This is a genomic window from Vibrio sp. Vb0598 (genome assembly GCF_033338935.1).
GTDB lineage: Bacteria > Pseudomonadota > Gammaproteobacteria > Enterobacterales > Vibrionaceae > Vibrio > Vibrio alginolyticus.
In genome coordinates, this window is the sequence record NZ_JAWOTP010000035.1 from 1 (window position 1) to 24,768 (window position 24,768).

Here is a 24,768-nt window from a genome sequence, read left to right on the forward strand (position 1 = left end):
CTTTAAAATACAAAACGCCCGATGAAGTACATCGAGCGTTTTAGTTAAAAAGTGTCAACCCATATCAGGACGGGTCAAGCTGTGTGAGGTAACCGTTTTCTACGGTGTGTAGTATGTTGCTGCGCCAGGGCCTACTGGTAAACCAAATACGAATACCCATAGGTAGAACAGCACACTCCAACCTACAATGAAGCAGATTGAGTAAGGTAGCATGGTCGCGATCAGCGTACCGATACCTAAGTTCTTCATGTAACGAGTCGCTACGGCAAGAATCAAACCAAAGTAGCTCATCATTGGAGTAATGATGTTTGTCGTCGAGTCACCAATTCGGTAAGCAGCCTGAATCGTTTCCGGTGCATAACCAACAAGCATCAACATAGGAACAAAAATCGGAGCCGTTACTGCCCACTGTGCCGATGCCGAACCAATCATTAGGTTGATAAAGCCACACATCAGGATGAAGGCAAAGAACAACATTGGGCCAGTTAAGCCAATTTCTTGCAGGAAGCTAGCGCCAGCAACCGCGAATACCTGACCGAAGTTAGTCCATTTAAAGAAAGCAACGAACTGAGCCGCAAAGAAAACTAATACAATGTACATGCCCATAGAAGACATAGATTTCGCCATTGCATCAATTACATCGCGATCCGTCTTCATCGTGCCAACAACTTTACCAAACACAAAGCCTGGAATAGCAAAGAACACAAAGATGAATGCCACGATACTTTTCAGGAATGGTGAACCTGCAATTGTACCTGCATCAGAACGTAGAATGCCGTCTTCTGGAACAACCGTCCAAGCAAGCAGCGCTGAAACAACCAGTACAGCAACACCTGCTAGTTTTAGGCCTTTCTTCTCAATGTCTGTTAAGCCACCCATTTTGTCGTTCGACAAATCTTCTGAGGCTTCTTCTTCACTGTATTTGCCAAGCTTTGGCTCAACAATTTTTTCAGTAACAAACGCACCTGTGATTGCAATGAAGAATGTCGACACAAACATGAAGTACCAGTTAACTTCTGGACCAACAGTGTAAGTTGGGTCAATCATTTGCGCCGCCGTTTCAGTAATGCCTGACAACAGCGGGTCAACCGTACCAATAAGTAGGTTTGCTGAGTAACCACCAGATACACCAGCGAACGCCGCAGCAAGACCGGCAAGTGGGTGACGACCTAAAGAATGGAACAGCATTGCAGCCAGTGGAATAAGTACCACATAGCCAAGCTCTGATGCCGTATTTGAAATGATACCCGCGAAAACGACCGTCACTGTTACCATGCGTTGTGATGCACCCATGACTAAGCCACGCATTGCTGCAGATAGCAAGCCTGAGTATTCAGCAATAGCAACACCCAACATCGCAACCAATACCGTACCCAAAGGTGCAAAGCCGACAAAGTTTTTCACTAGATTGGTAACGATTAGTTCAAGGCCATCAGCGTTAAGCAAGCTAACGACATGAATCATGCCATCCGCGGCACGACCTTTTGCACCCTCAGGACGAGGATCAACTACGGAAACTTCGAAGTATCCTGCAATACCCGACATCACCAGAATGGCTAAACAGAAAATGGCAAATAGTGTGATCGGGTGGGGTAATAAGTTCCCCAAATATTCGACAGTATCCAAAAAGCGCGTAAACAGCGGCTTCTTAGGCGAGTTTTGTTTAATTGAATCAGATGAACTCATCTGTTCCCTCCTTGTTTTTATTCCTATGCAAATGTGACAAAAATGTCAAAAAGCGTGCGAAGGGTACTTGAGTAGAAGGTCAAATAAAAGCCCTAAATGTTACAAACTGTGACGAACAGAGGCATTTATAACCAACATTGAATAAAAATGTAGATATTTCATCCATGTAAGATAATTAACTCAACATTATCAATTAAACAAAACCATAAGTTAGATATATGCAGGCTGATTACTTTTGCACAGCTTTGAATCTCGGGTTCGTTTTACAAATGACATAAAGACGCCCTCTCCGTTTTACAATCTGACAATCCGGATGACGACTTTTTGCACTTTTTAATGATTTTACTACCTTCATGATTTATTCCTTTTCGCTCTTAAATTGACCAAAACGACGGTTGAAGTTCGCAATGCGACCTTCGGTTTGTACAACGCGCTGTTTACCGGTGTAGTACGGGTGAGAAGCTGACGACACATCTAACGTAAAGTAAGGGTAAGTTTTGCCATCTTTCCATTCGATGGTTCTCTCCGTTTTCAACGTAGAACCAACGACAAAGTACTTATCTACACTGGTGTCGTGGAACACCACAGGACGATATTCAGGGTGGATTCCTGGTTTCATAATACTTTTCCTTTCAATTAAATTGTTATGTTATAACATTTTAATTAATAATCATTATCAACAAGAAAAGCAAGAGAAATTTGTGATACTTTTCATCTCAATGAATTCTTAAAGATGTCCACCATGTATTCCATCGAACCCATCGGCGTCATTGAGACACCGTACAAAGAAAAGTTTGCAGTTCCGCGCCAACCACGCTTAGTACCAGAGGCTAAAGCACGCGTAAAACTGTTAGGTGCAGCAAATAGCCCTGAAGCAGTGCGTGGGCTAGAACAGTTCTCTCACGTTTGGTTGTTGTTTCTATTTGATCAGAACCTGGAAGCTGGTTGGAAACCAACTGTACGTCCGCCACGATTAGGCGGCAATGAACGAATTGGTGTCTTTGCCTCGCGCTCGACTTTCCGTCCAAACGGAATCGGAATGTCAGCCGTTGAAGTGAAAGGAGTCACTAAGCAAGGCGATCAAATCTATCTTGATTTAGGCAGTGTAGATCTCGTGGATGGGACACCGATTGTGGATATTAAGCCTTATATCCCCTATTCGGATTCTATTTCGGAAGCACAAGGCGGATACGCAGACCAAGAGCCAGAAAAGTCACAAGTCACCTTTTCTGCTCAAGCATTAGCAACGATAGAAAATCGATCCGATACTGACTATGTAAGATCAGTCATTGAACAAGTTCTGGCACAAGATCCTCGCCCTGCATATAAGAAAAACAAGCCGGACGACAAAGAATATGCGGTAAATTTGTTCGACTTGAACGTAAAGTTCACAGCAACAAGCAACTTAATAACGGTTACCGCTATTGAAAGCTTTTGACAAACGCAATTGGCTGATATTATAGACGGCTAACAAATTTCCCTTTCGGGAACTCCCATACTCCTGCTTATTCAAGCTTGAGTATCTAACTTAAATAAACGGATAAATTTAATGCGTACCAGTAATTATCTTCTTTCTACTCTGAAGGAGACTCCAAACGACGCAGAAGTAGTGAGCCACCAGCTCATGCTACGTGCAGGTATGATCCGTAAGCTGGCTTCAGGTTTATACACCTGGCTACCTACTGGTCTACGTGTACTGCGTAAAGTCGAAAACATCGTTCGTCAAGAAATCGACAATGCAGGCGCAGTCGAAACTTTGATGCCCGTTGTTCAGCCGTTTGAACTATGGGAAGAGACAGGCCGCAGCGAAAAGATGGGTCCTGAGCTACTTCGCTTTACTGACCGTCATGTTCGTCCGTTTGTACTTAGCCCAACCGCTGAAGAAGTGATCACTAGCCTTGTTCGCAATGAAGTGAGCTCTTACAAACAGCTTCCGCTAAACCTGTACCAAATCCAAACTAAATTCCGTGACGAACGACGCCCACGTTTTGGCGTAATGCGTTCACGTGAATTCTCAATGATGGATGCGTACAGCTTTGACATTGATAAAGACGGACTACAAAAGTCATACGACGCAATGCATGATGCTTACTGTAAAGCATTCGATCGCATGGGTCTGGATTACCGTCCTGTACTTGCAGATAGCGGTGCTATCGGTGGTAGCGGCTCTCAAGAGTTCCACGTACTGGCTGAAAGCGGCGAAGATATCATCGCATTTTCTAGCGAGTCAGATTACGCGGCAAACATTGAAAAAGCAGAAGCACTAGCTCCAGCCTCTGAGGCTGCGGCACCAACACAAGAAATGACGTTGGTTGATACGCCAAACGCGAAAACAATCGCTGAATTGGTTGAGCAGTTCGAACTACCAATTGAAAAAACAGTGAAAACACTGTTTGTGAAAGCATCTGACGAAGTTGATGCGCCAATCATCGCGCTTATTATTCGTGGTGATCATGAACTGAACGAAGTGAAAGCAGAAAACCTTCCTCAGGTTGCAGCTCCACTGGAAATGGCATCTGAAGAAGAAATTCGTGCGCTTATCGGTGCAGGCCCTGGTTCACTTGGCCCTGTTGGCCTTAAACTGCCGTTCATTGTTGACCGCAGCGTTGCGGTAATGAGCGACTTCGGTGCGGGCGCGAACATCGATGGCAAACACTACTTCGGTATTAACTGGGGTCGTGATGTAGAGCTTGGTCAAGTTGAAGACCTACGTAACGTTGTGGAAGGTGACCCAAGCCCATGTGGCAAGGGCATTATCCAGCTTAAGCGTGGTATCGAAGTTGGCCATATCTTCCAACTAGGTAACGCTTACTCCGCAGCGATGAACTGTGGTGTACTGGGTCCTGATGGTAAGAACGTCATCCTAGAAATGGGTTGTTACGGTATCGGTATCACTCGCGTAGTAGCGGCTGCTATTGAACAAAACCACGACAAATACGGCATCATCTGGCCAGATGCAATCGCACCATTCCAGGTAGCGATCGTTCCAATGAACATGCACAAGTCAGAAGAAGTGAAAGAAGCCGCTGAGAAATTGTACGCTGAGCTAACGGCAATGGGCATCGAAGTGCTATTTGACGACCGTAAAGAACGCCCAGGCGTAATGTTCTCTGACATGGAGCTTATTGGTGTACCGCATACAATTATTATCGGTGACCGCTCAATGAAAGAAGGCAACTTCGAATACAAGAACCGTGCTACTGGTGAGAAAACAGCAGTCGCAATGACTGACATTGTTGAGCACGTAAAAGCTCAACTAAAGTAAGCACTCGACGAGTTCGCATTTGAAGTAGTTTCAAATAGTTAAAAAGGGTTGGCTTCGGTCAGCCCTTTTTTATTACAGCTCAACATCCTCCCTCCACCTTTTTCGAACTATTCACTTTGTTAATCTTTGGTTCAGCTTCTTGCTATTAAACTGATTTCATCATCTGAAGGAGGTCAGTTATGGATTTAAAAAGTCTTCTAAACCAAGCACTCAAATCAGACTTACTTAAGCAAGGTGCAGATGCATTGGGCAAACAAACCAACAACATCAAATCCTCATCAAATTCAAGTAGCCTAAAAACGCTAGGAGCAGGTGCTGTAGGCGGAGGCCTCATCGGTATGCTGATGGGCTCAAAGAAAAGTAAAAAAATGACTAAAAAAGTAGGGTCAAGCGCATTAAAAGTCGGTGGCGCAGCTGCGCTTGGAGCCTTGGCCTACAAAGTGTATAACGACTGGCAAGCCAAGCAATCCGGTCAAGGTGTTCAAGAAACCTTTGACCCCGATGACAGTAAACACAGTGTCTTAATTTTAAAAGCAATGATTGGAGCTGCAAAAGCTGATGGTCACGTTGATGAAGAGGAAATGGCGCGCATTGAACAAGCTCTCGCGGATATGGGCGCAGATGAGCACGTTCGTCACCTCGTTCAGCAAGAGTTAAACAAACCGCTTGATCCTGCTGAAATTGCTAATCAGGCGACCTCTCCTCAACAAGCGTCAGAAATTTACCTAGCGTCTTTGATCGTCGCTGATGAACAAAACTTTATGGAAAAAGCGTATCTGCAAGAACTAGCAAAACAACTTCAACTTTCACCAGAAGTCACTCAGCAGTTAGAAGCACAAATGCAGTGATTAAATCTCGCTCAAGCAAACCTTCAACTTGAGCCAAAACAACTCTGTACTTTGAGTTTCAAATCCGCTGTGTGTATATTGAGATAAGTTATCATTTAGTGGAAAGAAAACATGCAAGTATACGGCTGTTGTGAACTGGTTCGTGAGCTTTATGCTCAGATTGGTAGTGGCGATCAAGCTTATATTCCCCAAGCAATTTCATGTGCAGTTAAAGCACTGAACGATGTTGCAGCGGATGAGTCCCTGCCTAAAGAAGTGCGTGAAAAAGCGGCATTTGCTGCGGCAAACCTACTGATTTCAGATTTTGAGGATAAGTAATGAATCTAGCGAACTTTGAATCCATGGATCCTGTCATGCTGATGAGCATTGTGAATATGAAGCTACGCGACGACTTCGGTGGTGACTTAGATAAACTGGTGGCTTTCTTCGATATCGAACGCACAGCACTGGAGACAAAACTGGCTTCTGCTGGTTTTGACTTTCTTCCAGAAGCAGGACAATTCCGTTAATCCACACCATGCTTGGCGGATAACCGAAACGAGAATAACCAATATGAAAAAGGGCTTGATGAGTTACCATCAAGCCCTTTTCTTTTATTCGATAGGCGTCTCGGTTAGCCAAATGAAGCCCAGATGACTGTCGCCACAAGAATTGGACATACAAACTTCACATACGCAGGCCATAACTTACCAAACCAACCTTGCGTAAACTCCGGGCAACCTTGCTCAAGCTCTTTGATTTTTGAGTTGCGATTCCATACCCAACCACCAAATAAGCAGAATAAGAGCGCAGCGGTTGGTTGTAGATACTGAGTAGCAACCGTCGCGACCATACCAAACAGAGCGCCAAAGTTATAAACAATCACCACACTGAACAAGGCAATGAGACCACCTAAAACCCAGCTCGTTGCGCTGCGCTTAGTATTGAAGCGCTCACTCACTAAAGCCACTGGACACTCTAACATTGAAATGGAGGACGTTAGCGCCGCAATCGTCAGCAATAAGAAGAATACAATAGAGAACAATTGACCAAGCAAACCTAAGCTATCAAACATCAATGGCAATACGGTAAATACCAACGTATCAGAGCTTAATAGAGAGCCATCTTCTGCATAGATCTGAACGCCTTTTTGCATTGCCACAAACATCGCTGGCATCACCACTAATCCTGCAATGAAAGCAACGGCAGTATCTACCATGGTCACGTTCATCGCCATCTTTGGTAGGTTCTCTTTCTTACTCAAGTAAGAGCCATAAATCAGCATTGAACAGCCACCGATCGTAAGCGAGAAGAAGCCCTGCCCCATTGCAGCAAGAATCAACTTGCGGTCCCATACCTTTTCAAAATCCGGCACTAGGTAATGTTTCAGACCTTCCATCGCACCGTTTTGCGTCATGATGTAAGCAAATAGCAGAGCAAACAAAACAAACAATGCTGGCATCAAACGTGTGGACCACTTCTCAATACCTTGTTTTACGCCACCTTGTACGATGAGAATCGTCAGTACATAAAAAGTAATGGTTCCGAACAAGTTACGTTCAACACTAAAGCCCTTTAGCCATTGAGTTGCAGCTTCTAACCCCATTAGATCTGTGATTGCACCCAGTAAAAAGCAGATCAACCAACCACCAACAATTGAATAAAACGCTAAGACAGCGCTTGGTACGCTTAAACCAATCCAACCCACAATGCCGCCGAGCTTTTTACCGGCAGGGTTATCTGTGATTGCACGCATACTGTCTACAGGGTTGGCTTGACCATGGCGACCAATCGCCATTTCAACCACCAGCATCGGAAATGCGACGATAAGAATCATCACCAAATAAACTAACAGGAAAGCACCGCCACCATTACTGGCTGCTTGAGTTGGGAAGCCCCAAATATTGCCAAGGCCAACTGCGGCACCTGCGGCAGCTAAGATGAACCCGAGACGAGAGCCAAAATGCTCGCGAGGCTGAGAAGAGGTTTGCTGTGTCATACTACTCACACAAAAATATCATTGAACTAGCTAACTAGTACACTATAGCAATATTCACTATTCAACAAGAGCACCTCGGTTAAATCCTCGACAGTTGAAACAATTTGTAGTCATTCAGCTTGTAAATTTTAACGTACATCTCATATTCATCGCTCAAAAGCCTCGCGACTGTTGTTCGTTTTACGTGGCTGAATTTTACCAATCCTTCTGCCGTGAAGTGAGCCGAAAAATAATGAGCTCTGGTGTAAGGGACGAACTGTTCCTCGTGATACTGTGTCGAAAAGCAGAATATTGTGCTTCGCTTTTTCCCCCTAATGTCTATTTATCAGCTAGTTATTACTCTGTTCTCATTTATACCCATGATTCAAGGAGAGGAAAATGAAGGTCACCCTACTTCACGGAGCGATGGTTGTAGCACTCAGCGCCAGCTACCAAGCTCAAGCCTATAACTGTCAAAGTTTACCCGACTGGGACAGCACTGCGACTTATACATCGGGCGCTTTAGTAAAAACGCAAGGAGCCGCTTATGAGGCTGCATATTGGACGCAAGGCAATGATCCCGTGACCAACTCAGGATCTTGGGAAGCATGGAAAGCGTTAGGGCAATGTGATGGTGGAAGCAACAATTTATCACCAACGGTGTCGTTCTCCTCTCCAATAAACAACGCACAAATTCCCGAAGGCAGTGCGATCACTTTGTTAGCCAACGCAACTGACGAAGATGGCCAAATCACACAAATTGAGTTTGTTGCAGGCAACCAAACCGTTGCTGTGGTAACTCAAGCACCATTCGAAGCTTCTTGGACAGCTATTGAAGGGATCTCGCAATTGACCGCAATTGCGACAGATAATGAGGGAGCTGTTAGCACCACGACGATTTCTATCCAAGTTCAACCACAAGTCGAATTACCGCCACCAAGCATTTCATTGACAAGCCCAGTAGGCACAGAAGTGCTTAATGTAGGCGATAACCTAACCGTAGCCGCTCAAGCTGACGATATTGATGGTGTGGTCACACAAGTTGAGTTCTTCGTAAACAATCAATCTGTCGCCATTGATACTAGCGCACCTTACGAATATCAATGGACCGCTAGTCCAGGTACATACTCGTTCAAAGCACAAGCGACTGATGATACAAACCTCGCAACGATGAGCCAAGAAGTAGCGCTGGTTATTAGTAATTCAGAAACCGGAACGGGCGGATGTGCAGATGCAGTACCTTATGTGGCAGGCACAAGTTATCAAGCTGGCGACCTGATTTCTCACTTCAACCAAAAATATCGTTGTGATGTTGCTGGTTGGTGCTCCTCGGATGCGACATGGGCTTACGAGCCTGGTGAAGGGCTATACTGGCAAGATGCTTGGAGTGGCCTAGGTGCTTGTTCGACACCACCGCAAGTTACCATTACGGCACCAACGGATGGACAAGTCGTGCTCGCTGGCAGCAATAACGAAATCACGGCAAACGCAAGCGATGCTGATGGCACAGTCACGCAAGTTGAGTTTTTTGCGAACAACACCAGCTTAGGGGTCACCACTCAAGCGCCATATTCCGTTACTTGGAACGCCACACTTATTGGCGCTAACCAGCTTAAAGCCGTCGCAACCGATAATGATAACAACACGTCAGAGTCCCTGGTTGGTGTGGAAGTCAGCGATAAAGATTTGGTCGTCTCTCTGACTTCACCAAGCAGCGGTCAAACCGTCGGATTAGGCAAAAGTCTCGCATTAAGCGCCGATGCAACGTCTTTAACTTCAGGCATTAAACACGTTGATTTCATGATCAACGGCTCTATTGTTGCAACCGATACCACAGCACCTTACACAGCCAACTGGACACCAACTGCACTTGGTAACTTTACAGTTAGCGCCCAAGCTGTGGATTTGTCAGGAAGCAATGCACTGTCTGACGCCGCAGCAATAACGGTGGTTGAGCAAGTAGAGAAACGCCATAAACTCATCGGTTACTGGCACAATTTTGTAAATGGTGCGGGCTGTCCAATTCGTCTAGCAGATATGGCAGATGCTTGGGATGTGATTGATATTGCCTTTGCTGAAAATGATCGCAACAGTGATGGCACTGTGCACTTTAATCTATATTCAGGCGATATTTACAGCGATTGTCCAGCACTCGATCCAACACAATTCAAGCAGGACATGGCAGCGCTTCAAGCTAAAGGTAAGAAGTTTGTTCTCTCTCTTGGCGGCGCAGAAGGCACGATTACGCTGAATACCGACCAAGATGAAGCCAACTTTGTCTCTAGCCTAACAGGTCTTATCGCTGAGTGGGGCTTTGATGGTCTAGATGTGGATTTAGAGAGTGGTTCTAACTTAGTTCATGGCTCGCAAATTCAAGCTCGCCTTGGTCGTGCTTTGCTTCAAATAGAGCAAAACATGGGTGGAGATATGTACCTAACCATGGCGCCTGAGCACCCTTATGTTCAAGGCGGCTATGTGGCTTACAGCGGTATTTGGGGAGCTTACATTCCTGTGATAAACGAGACACGCAGCACGCTCGACTTGCTTCACGTCCAGTTATATAACAACGGCGGTTTGCCAAACCCATACCTGCCAGGCAGTGCACCAGAAGGCTCTGTGGATATGATGGTAGCGCAATCTAAAATGCTTATCGAAGGTTTTGAGTTGGCCGACGGCACTCAATTTGCACCATTGCGCGATGATCAAGTCGCAATCGGTTTACCTTCAGGTCCTAGCTCGGCAAATTCAGGGCAGGCTCCAACACAGAATATTATCAACGCACTAGATTGTTTAACCAAAGGCACTTCATGTGGCACCGTTAAACCAGCGTACCATTACCCGAATTATGCAGGAGTAATGACATGGTCTATCAACTGGGATCAGCATGATGGCTTTAACTTCTCAAAACCTGTCGGCGATAAACTCACCGAGATGAATGCGCAATAAGCTATCAAAGAATAAGCGAGTAAAACGCAAAGAGAGCACAATAGTGCTCTCTTTCTTTATCTCATCGAGTTTTTGCTTTTTAATGAGTAATTAAATCGTAAATACTCGGTAATCTTTTAGCTCAGGGATTTTCTTCAACAGATCGTTTTCTTGCCCTGCCATGTCATCCAGCGAATCGCACAAGTCTTCTGCTTGTTGTTCTACCTCTTTCGAATGCTCGGCTAAACGCTCTTCTACTTTCGCGCTGAGTTCAGCCATACTCTCTGATAATGCAGTGAGGTTTATCCCTCCCTCTTCCTTCATTTTTTTCGATAAAGCATCCAACGAACTGGCTAAAAACTCTTTATTGAAGATCTCTTGTGCTTTTGCAAAGTCTTCAGTCCACCCTTGTGTCATAGACTCAAAACTCTCCGCAGGCAGGATGAAATCACCATCTTTGTAGTAACGTGATTCAACATCAGCGAAAAAGTCCTTTACTGCGACTTTTACATTATCAAACGCACCAGGTGCATCGAGGCTTTCCGCAACATCATCAATAATATCATTCGCAAGCGCTAAACCATCACTCGCCAATTGCTTTGCTTGTGGAATATACGCGTTCATTTTTTCGCGATAGTCTTCAATTGCCGCTTTTTGGTCGGCATTGAGTTCAATTAGCTCACCTTTGATGAAGAGGTTGTTATCCTCATCCACGACAGCTTTATCACCTGTCGTTTGGCGAATTTCCAAGCTTTGCCCATCCATACGGACTTCATTATTGATGTCCACACGACACTGCGCTGCATAACCAGTAGCACTGACCATCAGCAATGAGAGTGTAAAAAGCTTTTTCATGTCATTCTCTTTTATTTAACATTACTCGTGTTAAACATAACACTGAGTGATACATGAGATGTCAGCAAATCGTCACGACTTCGTAACAAGTTGTTTTATCTCCTATTTTCACGTCAACCTCATCACCCTCTTCTTTCCCGAACAACGCTCGACCCAGAGGAGATTTGGCTGTTAAGACAAAGACTTCCAGAGTCTGATATTGAACAGTCAAACCACCAGAGCAAGGGCCTACAAAGAAGTGCTTTTCGATCAAATTCTCATCTGCGAGAACAACGTAAGCACCAACACCAACAGGCGCATTCTTAAAGTTACGAGTCACTAAAGAACGATATTGACGCAACTCCTCTTCACTATCTTGAATTCGCATGGCTTGTCCATGAGCAAGATACGCGGCTTCAAGTGCCAATGTATCGTACTTGTGCTCGGGAACAGTTTCTTCATCTGTGGCGGCATCGATAGCTCGCTGAGCCGATGAATGGGCAACTTGAAGTTTTTCTTCCAGATGTTGGATGATAATTTGGACTAAGTCAGCTTTGTTCATACTTTTAGGACGCGCGTTTAGTATTCGGGGTGTGTTAATGTAGCCAAGTTTACCATCAAAGAAAGGTTTCCCTATTATGCAAAGTGACTCGCTGCATCAAACACTTCAATCTGTATTTGGTTTTGACTCATTACGCCAAGGTCAGCAACCCGTTATTGAAGCCGTTATGAATGGTTACTCTGCTGCGGCAATCTTTCCTACAGGCTCGGGGAAGTCACTCTGTTATCAACTACCTGCAACCATATTACCCAACCTTACGTTGGTGATCTCTCCGTTGTTGGCGTTAATGAAGGATCAACTGAGCTTTTTACAAAGTAAAGGAATCGCGGCCGCTTCTATCGATAGCAGTCAAAGTAGAGAAGAAGCACAACAGGTCATGGCTGGCGTGAAGAATGGACAAATCAAAATCTTGATGATTTCTGTTGAGCGACTAAAAAATGAGCGTTTTCGTGAATTCATTCGCCAAGTACCGATTTCTTTGATGGTCATTGATGAAGCGCACTGTATTTCCGAATGGGGGCATAACTTTCGTCCAGATTATCTCAAACTACCGCAATATCAACGTGAACTGAACATCCCACAGTCTTTACTTCTCACCGCAACGGCAACGCCTGCAGTTATTGAAGACATGCAAAAAAAGTTCGATATTTCCAGTGAACATATTACCGTTACAGGCTTCTACCGCTCTAATCTGGATATCTCGGTGATCCCGTGTGAGGAAACAAAGAAACAAGAACAGCTCAGTGAGATCATCGCCTCTTCACCTAAGCTTCCGACCATCGTATACGTGACGCAGCAGCAAACAGCAGAACGAGTAGCAAAGTCATTAATCCATATTGGCATTAACGCTCACGCATACCACGCTGGCATGAAAAGCGACGTTCGTGAACAAATCCAACAGCAGTTCATGGATGGCCAAATTGACTGTATTGTTGCAACGATTGCATTTGGTATGGGGGTCGATAAATCTGATATTCGACGCGTCATTCACTTCGACTTACCCAAATCAATCGAGAACTACGCACAAGAGATTGGACGTGCAGGCAGGGACGGGCAACGCTCGGAGTGCATTCTGCTAGGCAATACGTCCGGCCTAACGGTGTTGGAGAATTTTGTCTATGGTGACACACCAGAATTTACGTCAATTAACTATGTAGTCGAGCAAGCGAAAGAACATGCTCCACAATGGGAGGTAGTGCCACTGCGTTTGTCGCGTGAAAGTAATATCCGCCAATTGCCACTCAAAACCTTGTTGGTTTATTTGGAGCTACATAACGTCATTGAAGCAAAGTACAGTTACTTTGCGGAATATCGGTTTAAGTTTTTGCACGATCAGCAATTTATTGTGAATCAATTTCAAGGCGAGCGACGTCAATTTGTGGAGGCTATTTTTTCCTGCTCACAAAAAGCCAAAGTGTGGTGCCAAGTTGATCTAGAAGCGCTATGGATGAACTATCAATCGGAACGCAGCCGAGTTGTCGCAGCGCTCGACTATTTTCACCAGAACGGCTGGATAGAACTAGAGAGCAAACAACTGACGGACGTGTACTCAGTTATGCCAACCAAACAGAGCTCGGATGTTTTAATCCAACAACTGTATGAACTGTTCCAATCCAAAGAAAGCAAAGATATCGAAAGAATCCACACCATGCTGCACTTGTTCCAGTCCGAGCACTGTTTGAGCTCACAATTGGCGAACTACTTTGCGGATCACGATGCACCAAAGCAATGTGGTCACTGCTTCGTGTGTCGTGGTCACGTCGCCACATTCACAGCACCAGAACCTGAAGATATTGAACAATCTCAAGTATCGATATGGGCGCGGGAGTTTATTCAGCTTTCCCCATCGGCCATCAGTAATGATGCCGTTGCTCGCTTCTTGTGCGGAATCAGCACTCCTTTGATTAGCCAGCTAAAAGCCTCAAAGCTAGCAGGTTATGGTGCAATGGCAAATGTAAGTTTTGAGCAGGTATTAACGCAGGTAGAAACGGTAAGGGCCTAAAAAAAGCTCAATTGACGCGCTTGGTCTTCGGGCTTGAGCATCACGTTCAAGCCTAAAAGGCGAATTTCCCGTCCATTTTGGCGTTTAAGAATATCTCTTAGCAAGATCTTGAAGTCCTCAAGCTCTAATTGCGGATGGATGTGCTCAATTGTTGTCAGTTGAAAGTCGGCAAATTTGACTTTAATACCTTGTTTAATAATCGACTTATCTGGGCTTGCACGCTCTAAACGTTTCTCGAGTTCAGGATAAAGTTTCTCCTCAATCACTTGCCAACATTCATCATAGGTTGCGATGTTCTGGCTGAATGTCCTTTCCACACCGACGGACTTTCTCTCGCGCTCAACAACGACTTCTCGATTATCAATTCCATGGCTTCGCTGCCATAAGGAGGCACCCTGACGACCAAACTGCCTCAACAACTCTCGATAGTCACTGTTTTTAATGTCCTCACATCGATAAAAACCGGCTTGGTGGAGCTTCTCAAGACTCACCTTCCCCACACCAGGAATGTTCTCTAGCGGAAGACTATCGATAACCTCTTGGACTTTCTCTGGCGGAATCACAAACTGACCGTTGGGCTTGTTCATGTCTGACGCGACCTTGGCAAGAAACTTTATCGGAGCAATGCCCGCCGATGCCGTCAACCCAAGTTCACTCCAGATATCGCGGCGAATTGACTCTGCGATCAACGTAGCGGAGCCACGGCAAGCTGTCGAGTCCGTGACATCGAGGTATGCTTCATCCAATGAGAGAGGTTCAATGATAGGCGTATAACGCTCAAAAATAGCACGAATCTGCTGAGAGACTTGCTTATATACATGCATTCTACCGGGCACAACCAACAAATGAGGACAGAGTTGCAGCGCGCGCGCCGTTGACATTGCACTGCGAACACCATATTTACGCGCATCATAATTACAGGTGCTAATCACTCCACGCTGCTTTTCATGTCCGCCAACAGCGAGTGCAATGCCACGGTAACTGGGGTTATCTCTCATCTCTACGGCAGCATAAAAACAATCCATATCGACATGAATAATTTTTCTAATTCGATCTGACATAGCCATCAAAGCACTGTTCAAAAAAACAGTATAAATCAAATCTACCTGAAGAGAAATGGGCGTGTTTAAGCGAACGTCAATCTCGAAGCATTACGTCCAATTGATCGACTAATTCGGCCCAATCTGCATCTTCTTCGATGGCTTGTTTTAGAAAGTTCGCCTGTGACATCGTCCAAAAGCTAGCTTCATGTAAAGGCGCAGAATCTCTTTTGTGTCGATGTTGATTAATAAAATCTTTCATTTCTTGAGGAGAGCTACCGAGGCCCAGTTGTTGAAATAGCTCAGCTATACCATGTTGATGCATTTCCATACTACTTTCTCCCTACGTTAGCTAAACATAATTATATAACTAAGACAGGAATAATGATGTGATGTTAACGGATGCGTGTCAAACATTTGAGTAGTTGTTCTACTTTTGGTTGACATGTGTTTTTTGATGGCGATAAGTTTAATTTTAGTTATCATTGATTTTAAACAATTAATTTTGGGGACTGCGCTTGAGTAATAAGATTCTGGTTGTTGAAGATAGTCGTGCATTTAAAAACTTTCTTTGCCAAACAATAAGCCAAGCTGGTTATGAGGTCATCGCAGCGGAAAGCTACGCGGAGGCAAAGAACTTGTTATCTTCAGCACAGGACCTCTTCTGTGCGGTTTTAGACTATTGTTTACCGGATGCTCAAGATGGCGAGATTATTGACCTCGTTTTGGAACATGGTCATCGTGTCATTGTTTTAACGGCTCGATTTCAAGAAGACACTCGCGAAAAGATGCTCGCAAAAGGTGTCCTCGACTATATTTTGAAAGACAGCATGGCGTCCGTTTCCTATCTATTACCACTCCTCAAGCGACTAACCAACAATCAACAACACAAATGTTTAGTCGTTGATGATTCACACACCGTAAGAAGACACATTGCCCAACTTTTGGAGCATCAATACATTCAAACGTTGGAAGCTGACAATGGGCAAAAAGCCCTAGAGCTTGTCGAGCAAAATCCAGATATCACTCTCGTTTTAACCGACCATGACATGCCCGTTAAAGATGGCATTACGATGGTGCGAGAATTACGTCGGAAGTGGGATAAAAATCAATTAGCCATTCTCGGCTTGTCGGGTAGTAACTCTAAGACAATGACGGCTAGGTTTCTAAAAGCAGGGGCCAATGACTTTTTATACAAGCCATTTAATCAAGAAGAATTTTTTTGCCGTATTCACCAACTGTTAGATATCAAAGACGCAACATCTGAACTGTTTAAAATGGCAAATCAAGATGCGCTAACGGGCTTATGGAACCGCCGCTTTCTGTTTGAGCAACCCCATGTAGAAAACGCTCAAAGAAACATCGCGATGCTTGATATCGATTTCTTTAAGCAAGTAAATGATACACACGGACATGAGGGTGGCGATGCTGTGTTAGTCATGATAGCGAATATTCTAAAAATCTATTTTCCAAATGATATTGTCGCTAGGCTTGGTGGCGAGGAGTTTTGTATTCAAGCCAGTGGCGACTATGACGGCTTTCTAACACGCTTAGAACAAATGAGACAGCGCATAGAAAAAACGCCAATAACTTATTTGGACAAAAACATTCTTGTGACCGCGAGTATTGGTGTAAGCAACATCGAGGGGGAGCTGGAACAACAAATAAAAGTGGCGGATGAGCGACTTTACATGGCCAAAGAGAACGGACGTAACCAAATCATTTCTTCGTCCTAATGACTATCAGTGTGGTCTTGCTCTGTAACATGAGAGAAAGAAACAACAAAACACGGTATTGGGCTCTTTCTCGGACATCTGAGCTTTGGTTAGCTGCCTAAAAATAAAGCTCAGCAGAACGCTGAGCTTTATCACTTTCTTAGTACGATTAACCAATACTAAGCAATTCTATCTTTTTCCCACGCCGCCAATTTCTCAGCACGCGCAGCCTCGCGCGCTTCACGTTTTTTACGCGCATCGCAGGGTTCTGGACAATTACACACTTTTTCGATGCCAACTGCCCCTAAGCCACCACAGCTACCTTTCACGACTTTCTTTTGGAAAATGTATCCGACAGCCATTGCAGTGATTACCGCGACAAACACAGCAAAGGTAATTAGAAATGTATTCATAAAAACATGCTCACTTCTGTTGTTATTTCTTCATGAATGGCTTGTATGCTTCCGAAGCCAACTCTTTAAAACCATCTTCCGTTTTCACAATCATGAAAACAGGAATATTATTTTCGTTCGCAATTGCCATGCCTTTGTCTTCACCTAGCACCATAAGACCAGTTGCAAGACCATCAGCAGTCATCGACGATTTATCTAATACCGTTACAGACACCACTTTATGATGAATTGGTTTGCCTGTTCGTGGATTAATAATATGAGAGTATCTCACACCATTACTCTCAAAGTAATTACGATAGTCACCACTTGTTGCAATTGCCATGTCGCCTGGTTCAATAATTTCTTGAATTGAACGTTCATCAACGGTCGGTTTTTCAATTGCGATACGCCAAGGCACACCTTCACGATTGACACCTTTGAGACGCATTTCACCGCCAACTTCGACCATAAAGTTCTGTACCCCTTCAGATTGAAGGTAGTCAGCAACCACGTCAACCCCCCAACCTTTCGCAATCGTCGATAGGTCGACGTACAAGTTAGGAAGGTCTTTGGACAGTGTATTACCATCAACAGATAGGTGGTGAATACCGGTATTTGCTTTGCGAGCAGCGAGTTCTTCATCGGTTGGAACTACATCTGGACGAGCTTCTGGACCAAACCCCCACAGGTTAACTAGAGGGCCGACCGTCACATCCAATGCACCTAAAGTAAGACCGTTAAGGCGAATTGCTTCTTTCACTACCGTTGCTGTTTGTGTCGAAACTGTAAATGGCTCGCTCGTTTGATGCTGATTAAAACGACTTAACTCTGAGTCGTCACGATAGGTCGACATTTGGTCATTAACCTCTTCCAATAAGCGATCAATTTCTGTCTGCATCGCTTTTGGCGTTGGAATACCATCTTGCTCGATATACTTGATGTTGTAAGAAGTCCCCATGGTAGGGCCACTTAAATGAATTTGATCTGCAGGCTGCTCACAGCCAGCCAAAATCAATAGAGAAGCGAATGCAACAAGCCACTTTTTCACTTGTTAACTCCCAATGTTGTTGAATTGATATGGGAAATAGGACCAATCCTTTCAATCCGATTACCTATATCAACTGTTGAGTATCAGTTTTATGTCTATAAAAAACAATGGCTAGCTCTCTTGGAGAGCTAGCCATAGATTCAATCACTTGGAGGAATTAACCACCGAAGTCATCTAGTAGGATGTTTTCATCCTCTACACCTAGATCTTTTAGCATGCCGATTACAGCTGCGTTCATCATAGGTGGACCACACATGTAGTATTCACAGTCTTCTGGCGCTTCGTGATCACGTAGGTAGTTCTCGTAAAGAACGTTGTGAATAAAGCCAGTGTAACCATCCCAGTTATCTTCTGGAAGTGGATCAGACAGTGCACAGTGCCATACGAAGTTGTCATTCTCAGCTTGTAGCATATCGAAATCTTCTACGTAGAACATTTCACGCTTAGAACGTGCGCCATACCAGAAAGACATCTTACGCTTAGAGTGCAGACGCTTAAGTTGGTCGAAGATGTGTGAGCGCATTGGAGCCATACCAGCACCACCACCAACGAATACCATTTCTGCATCTGTATCTTTCGCAAAGAACTCACCAAATGGACCAGAAATAGTACACTTGTCGCCTTCTTTTAGAGACCAGATGTACGAAGACATGATGCCTGGTGGTACGTCTGGGTTGTTCGGCGGCGGAGTTGCGATACGAACGTTAAGCATGATGATACCGTGCTCTTCTGGGTAGTTAGCCATAGAGTATGCACGAATGGTCTCTTCATTAACTTTAGACTCGTAACGGAAAAGGTTGAACTTCTCCCAGTCTTCACGGTATTCCTCAGGAATATCGTAGTCTGCGTATTTCACGTGGTGAGCAGGAGCTTCAATCTGGATGTAACCACCAGCACGGAAAGGTACTGACTCGCCATCTGGAATTTGTAGCTTAAGCTCTTTGATGAATGTCGCTTTGTTATCGTTAGAGATAACAGTACATTCCCACTTCTTAACGCCGAAGATTTCTTCAGGAAGCTCGATATCCATGTCAGTTTTCATTGCAACCTGACACGCTAGACGCTCACCTTCACGCGCTTCACCTTTAGTAATATGGTCAAGCTCGGTTGGTAGGATGTCGCCACCACCTGATTTAACTTTTACGCGACACTGACCACATGAGCCACCGCCACCACAAGCAGAAGATACGAATACGCCAGCACCTGCTAGAGCACTCAGTAGCTTACCACCTGGTTGTGTAACGATCGCCAGAGAAGGGTCATCGTTCACAGAAATTGTAATGTCACCTGTTGGTACAAGCTTAGACTTAGCGAAAAGAATCACTAGTACTAGTGCAAGTACGATCAGAGTAAACATCACTACACCAAGAATAATGTCCATTGACTATTCCTTAATTGTTGCGGTTTACCCGACTTACAGTTGAACACCAGAGAAAGACATAAAGCCTAACGCCATAAGACCTACAGTGATAAATGTGATACCAAGACCACGTAGACCTGGAGGTACGTCAGAGTACTTCATCTTCTCACGGATACCTGCAAGAGCAACGATTGCTAGCATCCAGCCCACACCAGAGCCGAAACCGTAAACGATCGATTCAGCAAAGTTGTAGTCACGTTGTACCATGAAAGATACACCACCAAAGATTGCACAGTTTACTGTGATCAGCGGTAGGAAGATGCCTAGCGCGTTGTACAAAGGTGGGAAGAAACGGTCTAGGACCATCTCTAGAATCTGTACAAGTGCTGCAATTACACCGATAAAGGTGATGAAGTTTAGGAAGCTAAGGTCCACGCCCTCAACTAACGCGTTCTCTCTCAGAACTAGGTTGTATACCAGGTTGTTCACAGGAACAGCGATAGTCAGAACTACCACAACTGCAACACCTAGGCCGAAAGAGGTCTTAACCTTCTTAGATACGGCAAGGAAAGTACACATACCTAGGAAGAAAGACAGAGCCATGTTTTCGATGAAAATCGATTTAACTAACAGACTAATGTAATGTTCCATGACGTCCTTACTCCTTCGCTTCTACTTGTTCTGGTTTCAGAATACGGATTACCCAGATAAGGAAGCCGATTAGGAAGAATGCTGATGGTGCTAGTAGCATTAGGCCGTTAGGCTGGTACCAACCACCGTTGCTCACTAGAGGTAGAACTTCTAGACCAAATAGTTTGCCTGAGCCAAATAGCTCGCGGAAGAAACCTACAGTGATAAGAACGAAGCCGTAACCTAGACCGTTACCAATACCGTCAATAAGAGATGGTACTGGCGCAGACTTCATTGCGAATGCTTCAGCACGACCCATTACGATACAGTTAGTGATAATCAGACCAACGAATACAGATAGCTGTTTAGAGATATCGTATAGGTAAGCTTTTAGCACTTGGTCTACCACGATTACTAACGATGCGATGATTGCCATCTGAACGATGATACGCACACTGTTAGGAATGTGGTTACGGATCAATGAAACAGAGAAGTTAGACAACGCAGTTACAAATGTTACCGCTAGTGTCATTACAAAAGCTGTTTCTAGTTTAGTTGTTACTGCAAGAGCAGAACATACACCAAGAACTTGTAGCGCGATTGGGTTGTTATCCAACACTGGCGCTAGGATGCTCTTTTTAACGTTTTGTGCACTAGACATTAGTTAAGTTCTCCGTCACGAACTTTTGCTAGGAAAGGACCAAAGCCCATATCACCTAACCAGAAGTCAAATGTGTGTTGAACACCATTACTAGTGAGCGTCGCTCCTGATAGGCCATCAACACCGTGCTCAGAACCTTGCGGTGCGCCGCCTTTCACGACCTTAATCGCTGGCTGGTGATCTTCATTGTACAATTTCTTGCCAATGAATTGATCGCGCCATGAAGGGTTCTCTACTTCACCACCAAGTCCAGGAGTTTCACCTTGCTCGTAGTAAGTAATAGCAGACACAGTGTTACCATCAGTTTCAACGGCTACAAAGGCATACATCATCGACCATAGTCCTTTACCGTGCATAGGCAGGATAACTTTTTGGACTTCATCTTGATCTTTTACAAGGTACACCACTGCTGTATTCGCGCGACGACGGATATCAGCTACGTCTTCTTCTGGTGTCAATGCGATTGAACGTTCTGCATCTTTTGATGCTTCACGTTGATCGTACGTAGATGCATTACCCTCAGTAAAGTTACCTGTTTCAAGGTCTACTAGACGAGGTTCGATGTACTCAGCAAATAGCTCTGGTACTTTCTTACCGTTTGCGTCAATGCCTGCAACTTCAACGATCTTTGATTGCTTATCTAGGACAGCGTTAGCTTTTTGCTTATCACGCAGACCTACTGCTGCTGTTGATACGATGATTGAACAAACAAGGCTCAACCCGATAACAACACCCAGCGTCTTTTTAATGCTGTCGTTATTACTTGCCATAGCGTGCTAGTCTCCGCTTGATGTTCTTCTCAATCACTACATGGTCGAACAGAGGTGCGAATAGGTTCGCGAATAGAATCGCCAGCATCATACCTTCTGGGTACGCTGGGTTAACTACACGGATCATCACACACATTGCACCAATCAGGATGCCGTACCACCATTTACCTTTGCTAGTAAATGACGCTGATACTGGGTCCGTTGCCATGAAGAACATACCGAATGCAAAACCACCTAGAACAAGGTGCCAGTGCCATGGCATATTAAACATTGGATTAGTGTCAGAACCGATCACGTTAAACAGAGTCGATACTGCGATCATACCGATCATTACACCCGCAATGATGCGCCATGAAGCGATTCGCATGTAAACGATCATCGCTGCACCGATCATTAGAGCTAGAGTCGATACTTCACCAATTGAACCAGGGATGTTACCGATGAACGCGTCCATCCAAGTGATAGGAGCGCCAGTTACTGTGTTAACTAGAGCACCGTTACCACCTTGAGCCCATTGGCTAAGAGCAGTTGCACCAGAGAAGCCGTCAGCTGCAGTCCATACTACGTCACCCGAAATTTGCGCTGGGTAAGCGAAGAATAGAAATGCACGACCTGCAAGTGCAGGGTTAAGGAAGTTACGACCTGTACCACCGAAGATCTCTTTTGCTACAACAACACCAAATGTGATACCTAGTGCCGCTTGCCATAGAGGTAGCGTTGGTGGAACGATAAGTGCGAATAAGATAGAAGTTACAAAGAAACCTTCGTTAACTTCGTGTTTACGCACCATACAGAACAACACTTCCCAGAAGCCACCAACAATAAATACTGTTGCGTAGATTGGCAGGAAGTAAGTCGCACCTAGTAGCATCTTACTGCCAACACCCGCTTCCGCACCGATAGTGCCGCCAAGCATTTCTGTTAGCCAGTAGTGCCAGTTACCTGCGATAACTGTCGCTAGTTGGTCACCAGCGTACATGTGGTTAAGTGCTGCAATAGCTTGGCCACCTGCGTTGTACATACCCCAGAACATTGCTGGGAATACCGCAAACCAAACCATGATCATGATACGTTTTAGGTCAACGCTATCACGAACGTGCGAGCTTTTATTTGTTACGATACCTGGCGTGTAAAAAACTGTTGCTACAGCTTCGTACAGGGCAAACCATTTTTCGTGTTTGCCACCAGGCTCAAAATGATGCTCGATGTCTTCAAGAAACTTTTTAAGAGCCATGAAAATTACCCTTCCTTCTCGATAGTATCTAGGCATTCACGAAGTAACGTACCGTACTCGTACTTACCTGGACATACAAAGGTACACAATGCTAGATCTTCTTCATCCAGTTCAAGCGCACCCAGTGCTTGAGCACTGTCTGTGTCGCCGGCACACAGATCACGAAGCAGCAAAGTAGGCTCCATATCTAGAGGCATTACGCGTTCGTAGTTGCCAATTGGAACCATTGAACGATCACTACCATTGGTCGTCGTTGTCATATTGAACAACTGACCTTTGAATACGTGACCAAGGAAAGAGCGAGTTACCGAGAACTTATTCTTACCAGGCATTGCCCAGCCAAATAGTTCTTTTTCACGGCCTTCACGTAATACAGAAACCTGTTGATGGTAACGGCCAAGGTATGCGTGTGGACCAGTTGCATGTGTACCTGTTAGTACTGAACCAGAGATCACACGAACTTCGCCAGGCATCAGCTCGTTATCTGTTAGGTCATCTAAGCTTGCACCCATTACGGTACGAACTAGACGAGGGTTATTCACAACTGGGCCAGCTAGAGACACAACACGATCTGTGCATAGCTCACCAGTTAGGAACAGCTTACCGAACGCGATAACGTCTTGGTAGTTGATGCTCCATGCCACATTCTCTGCATTTACTGGGTATAGGAAATGCATGTGGGTGCCAGCAAGACCTGCTGGGTGAGGGCCATCGAAGACGTGTTCTTCTACGTTAGACTGTGAAGAGCGTGGCAAGCTAGTGCCAGATTTACATACGTAAACCTTGCCTTCTGTCAGGGCTGAAAGAATGTCTAGACCAGCAATGAATGCTTCTTGTTGCTCATTAATGATCAACTCAGGCTTAGCTGCTAGTGGATTAGTATCCATTGCAGTTACGAAAATAGCCTTAGTAGAAGACTCGATTGCAGGAACCTTGCTAAACGGACGAGTACGTAAAGCGGTCCATAAGCCAGAGTCAACCAACTGAGTCTTGATCACTTCACGATCTAGACCTGAAAGTTGAGCGGCTTCGAACTTATCAAATGTCACCTGCTCTTCACCTGCCACTTCAATCACTACAGATTGAAGGACACGTTTAGCGCCACGGTTAACTTCGATCACTTTACCGGCTGCTGGTGCAGTAAATTTCACGCCTGGGTTCTTTTTATCTTCAAAAAGAACTTGCGCTTTTTTCACTTCATCACCAACGCGGACATGCATGGTAGGTCGCATGCCAACGTACTCTTCGCCAAGCAAGGCGACTTTTTTGATGGTCTTACCATCATTAATCACCTGGGATGGAGTTCCTGCGATAGGAAGATCCAAGCCCTTCTTTATTGTAATCATACGCACTTGCACTACTTTTATCGGGAAAAAGATTCTTTTGATTGCGTAACTTTTAGACACGACATCAGTGTCCGGTTTTGATGTTGTTTTAAACATCAAAATCGCAACATCCTATTAAAAATCTCGTCACAAGGAATACGCGAGATTTATCAGGTGCCGTAGTCTAGCATTTTTTAGGAACTTGATGCCATGATCAATCATTAGAATAGAGGGGTTATTTCGGTAGAATCAGGTCTAAAAGGTCAAAGAATAGTCATAACTTTGACCCATCGCACAAATGCCATATTCCATACATATCTTATGGAAAAGTGATATTCATCGCCTGAAATATTCTGCAATTTCCATTCATTTGTTGAAACACTGTTAACACATTTTTTAACCAGAATTTGTGCCACGTTAACGTCCCTTAAGAATGTAAAGTAAATTACCACCTTCTAAAGAAGGTGGCTTTGTGTGAGCCCCCTAAAAGGGGGCCTTTGTTTAGTCCAGCGCC

24 protein-coding genes are annotated in these 24,768 nt (G+C 44.7%); 8 read left to right on the forward strand and 16 right to left on the reverse strand.

Annotated elements, in window-relative coordinates; translation table 11 throughout:
* Positions 1-99: 99 nt before the first annotated feature.
* The 3 genes from R7Q38_RS22045 to R7Q38_RS22055 form a co-directional block, all read right to left on the reverse strand.
* Complete coding sequence (locus R7Q38_RS22045; protein ID WP_005380301.1) at positions 100-1,686, reverse strand: AbgT family transporter; 1,587 nt, start codon at positions 1,684-1,686, stop codon at positions 100-102.
* A gap of 229 nt (positions 1,687-1,915) precedes the next feature.
* Entirely contained in the window at positions 1,916-2,041 is a 126-nt protein-coding gene (ykgO, locus tag R7Q38_RS22050; protein WP_005380299.1) for a type B 50S ribosomal protein L36, read from the reverse strand.
* 3 nt (positions 2,042-2,044) lie between these two features.
* Positions 2,045-2,305: a type B 50S ribosomal protein L31 gene (locus tag R7Q38_RS22055; protein ID WP_005380295.1), complete on the reverse strand. Its 261-nt coding sequence runs from the start codon at positions 2,303-2,305 to the stop codon at positions 2,045-2,047.
* Positions 2,306-2,428: 123 nt separating this feature from the next.
* Here R7Q38_RS22055 and tsaA point away from each other — a divergent pair, with 123 nt between their 5' ends.
* The 5 genes from tsaA (at position 2,429) to R7Q38_RS22080 (ending at position 6,308) form a co-directional block, all read left to right on the forward strand.
* Positions 2,429-3,124: a tRNA (N6-threonylcarbamoyladenosine(37)-N6)-methyltransferase TrmO gene (tsaA, locus tag R7Q38_RS22060; protein ID WP_005380294.1), complete on the forward strand. Its 696-nt coding sequence runs from the start codon at positions 2,429-2,431 to the stop codon at positions 3,122-3,124.
* Between the two features lie 111 nt (positions 3,125-3,235).
* The gene (locus tag R7Q38_RS22065) at positions 3,236-4,951 is read left to right on the forward strand and encodes a proline--tRNA ligase (RefSeq protein WP_005380292.1); all 1,716 of its coding nucleotides are present in this window, start codon (positions 3,236-3,238) and stop codon (positions 4,949-4,951) included.
* A gap of 179 nt (positions 4,952-5,130) precedes the next feature.
* Positions 5,131-5,799 (forward strand): tellurite resistance TerB family protein, encoded by a 669-nt coding sequence (locus R7Q38_RS22070; protein WP_017820764.1) that lies wholly within the window; start codon positions 5,131-5,133, stop codon positions 5,797-5,799.
* Positions 5,800-5,910: 111 nt separating this feature from the next.
* Complete coding sequence (locus R7Q38_RS22075) at positions 5,911-6,117, forward strand: YaeP family protein (protein ID WP_005391765.1); 207 nt, start codon at positions 5,911-5,913, stop codon at positions 6,115-6,117.
* Entirely contained in the window at positions 6,117-6,308 is a 192-nt protein-coding gene (locus R7Q38_RS22080; RefSeq protein WP_005380289.1) for a DUF4250 domain-containing protein, read from the forward strand. Before R7Q38_RS22075 ends, R7Q38_RS22080 begins: the two co-directional genes overlap by 1 nt.
* A gap of 104 nt (positions 6,309-6,412) precedes the next feature.
* On the opposite strand, the gene R7Q38_RS22085 is transcribed toward R7Q38_RS22080, so the two are convergent.
* On the reverse strand, positions 6,413-7,777 hold the full coding sequence (locus R7Q38_RS22085; RefSeq protein ID WP_005391763.1) for a sodium-dependent transporter: 1,365 nt from the start codon (positions 7,775-7,777) through the stop codon (positions 6,413-6,415).
* Positions 7,778-8,155: 378 nt separating this feature from the next.
* Here R7Q38_RS22085 and R7Q38_RS22090 point away from each other — a divergent pair, with 378 nt between their 5' ends.
* A complete protein-coding gene (locus tag R7Q38_RS22090) occupies positions 8,156-10,702 on the forward strand; it encodes an Ig-like domain-containing protein (RefSeq protein ID WP_053304077.1) in 2,547 nt (848 codons plus the stop codon).
* A 90-nt stretch (positions 10,703-10,792) separates the two neighbouring features.
* Here R7Q38_RS22090 and R7Q38_RS22095 read toward each other — a convergent pair whose 3' ends face one another.
* Entirely contained in the window at positions 10,793-11,536 is a 744-nt protein-coding gene (locus tag R7Q38_RS22095) for a YggN family protein (protein ID WP_005380283.1), read from the reverse strand.
* A 61-nt stretch (positions 11,537-11,597) separates the two neighbouring features.
* Positions 11,598-12,077, reverse strand: coding sequence for a GreA/GreB family elongation factor (locus R7Q38_RS22100; protein WP_005380280.1), 480 nt, complete (start codon positions 12,075-12,077; stop codon positions 11,598-11,600).
* Between the two features lie 76 nt (positions 12,078-12,153).
* On the opposite strand from R7Q38_RS22100, the gene R7Q38_RS22105 reads away from it, so the two are divergent.
* On the forward strand, positions 12,154-14,079 hold the full coding sequence (locus tag R7Q38_RS22105) for a RecQ family ATP-dependent DNA helicase (protein WP_318114357.1): 1,926 nt from the start codon (positions 12,154-12,156) through the stop codon (positions 14,077-14,079).
* Here R7Q38_RS22105 and dinB read toward each other — a convergent pair.
* Both dinB and R7Q38_RS22115 read right to left on the reverse strand, forming a co-directional pair.
* On the reverse strand, positions 14,076-15,140 hold the full coding sequence (dinB, locus tag R7Q38_RS22110) for a DNA polymerase IV (RefSeq protein ID WP_025768236.1): 1,065 nt from the start codon (positions 15,138-15,140) through the stop codon (positions 14,076-14,078). The genes R7Q38_RS22105 and dinB overlap by 4 nt on opposite strands.
* 76 nt (positions 15,141-15,216) lie before the next feature.
* Complete coding sequence (locus R7Q38_RS22115; protein ID WP_115386254.1) at positions 15,217-15,450, reverse strand: DUF2789 domain-containing protein; 234 nt, start codon at positions 15,448-15,450, stop codon at positions 15,217-15,219.
* Positions 15,451-15,637: 187 nt separating this feature from the next.
* Here R7Q38_RS22115 and R7Q38_RS22120 point away from each other — a divergent pair, with 187 nt between their 5' ends.
* Positions 15,638-16,855: a response regulator gene (locus R7Q38_RS22120; RefSeq protein ID WP_005380276.1), complete on the forward strand. Its 1,218-nt coding sequence runs from the start codon at positions 15,638-15,640 to the stop codon at positions 16,853-16,855.
* Positions 16,856-17,013: 158 nt separating this feature from the next.
* On the opposite strand, the gene nqrM is transcribed toward R7Q38_RS22120, so the two are convergent.
* The 8 genes from nqrM to R7Q38_RS22160 all read right to left on the reverse strand — a co-directional run bounded on the left by nqrM (position 17,014) and on the right by R7Q38_RS22160 (position 24,275).
* Positions 17,014-17,247 (reverse strand): (Na+)-NQR maturation NqrM, encoded by a 234-nt coding sequence (nqrM, locus tag R7Q38_RS22125; RefSeq protein WP_005380273.1) that lies wholly within the window; start codon positions 17,245-17,247, stop codon positions 17,014-17,016.
* Between the two features lie 22 nt (positions 17,248-17,269).
* On the reverse strand, positions 17,270-18,274 hold the full coding sequence (locus R7Q38_RS22130; RefSeq protein ID WP_005380272.1) for an FAD:protein FMN transferase: 1,005 nt from the start codon (positions 18,272-18,274) through the stop codon (positions 17,270-17,272).
* A gap of 157 nt (positions 18,275-18,431) precedes the next feature.
* The gene (gene nqrF / locus R7Q38_RS22135) at positions 18,432-19,655 is read right to left on the reverse strand and encodes an NADH:ubiquinone reductase (Na(+)-transporting) subunit F (protein WP_005380271.1); all 1,224 of its coding nucleotides are present in this window, start codon (positions 19,653-19,655) and stop codon (positions 18,432-18,434) included.
* A 33-nt stretch (positions 19,656-19,688) separates the two neighbouring features.
* On the reverse strand, positions 19,689-20,285 hold the full coding sequence (gene nqrE / locus R7Q38_RS22140) for an NADH:ubiquinone reductase (Na(+)-transporting) subunit E (protein WP_005380270.1): 597 nt from the start codon (positions 20,283-20,285) through the stop codon (positions 19,689-19,691).
* A gap of 7 nt (positions 20,286-20,292) precedes the next feature.
* Positions 20,293-20,925, reverse strand: a complete 633-nt coding sequence (locus R7Q38_RS22145; protein WP_005380269.1) for an NADH:ubiquinone reductase (Na(+)-transporting) subunit D — start codon at positions 20,923-20,925, stop codon at positions 20,293-20,295.
* A complete protein-coding gene (locus R7Q38_RS22150; RefSeq protein WP_005380267.1) occupies positions 20,925-21,695 on the reverse strand; it encodes a Na(+)-translocating NADH-quinone reductase subunit C in 771 nt (256 codons plus the stop codon). The genes R7Q38_RS22145 and R7Q38_RS22150 overlap by 1 nt, the downstream gene beginning before the upstream one ends.
* On the reverse strand, positions 21,685-22,929 hold the full coding sequence (locus R7Q38_RS22155; RefSeq protein WP_005380265.1) for an NADH:ubiquinone reductase (Na(+)-transporting) subunit B: 1,245 nt from the start codon (positions 22,927-22,929) through the stop codon (positions 21,685-21,687). The genes R7Q38_RS22150 and R7Q38_RS22155 overlap by 11 nt, the downstream gene beginning before the upstream one ends.
* 5 nt (positions 22,930-22,934) lie before the next feature.
* On the reverse strand, positions 22,935-24,275 hold the full coding sequence (locus R7Q38_RS22160; protein WP_005380264.1) for a Na(+)-translocating NADH-quinone reductase subunit A: 1,341 nt from the start codon (positions 24,273-24,275) through the stop codon (positions 22,935-22,937).
* Positions 24,276-24,768 lie beyond the last annotated feature (493 nt).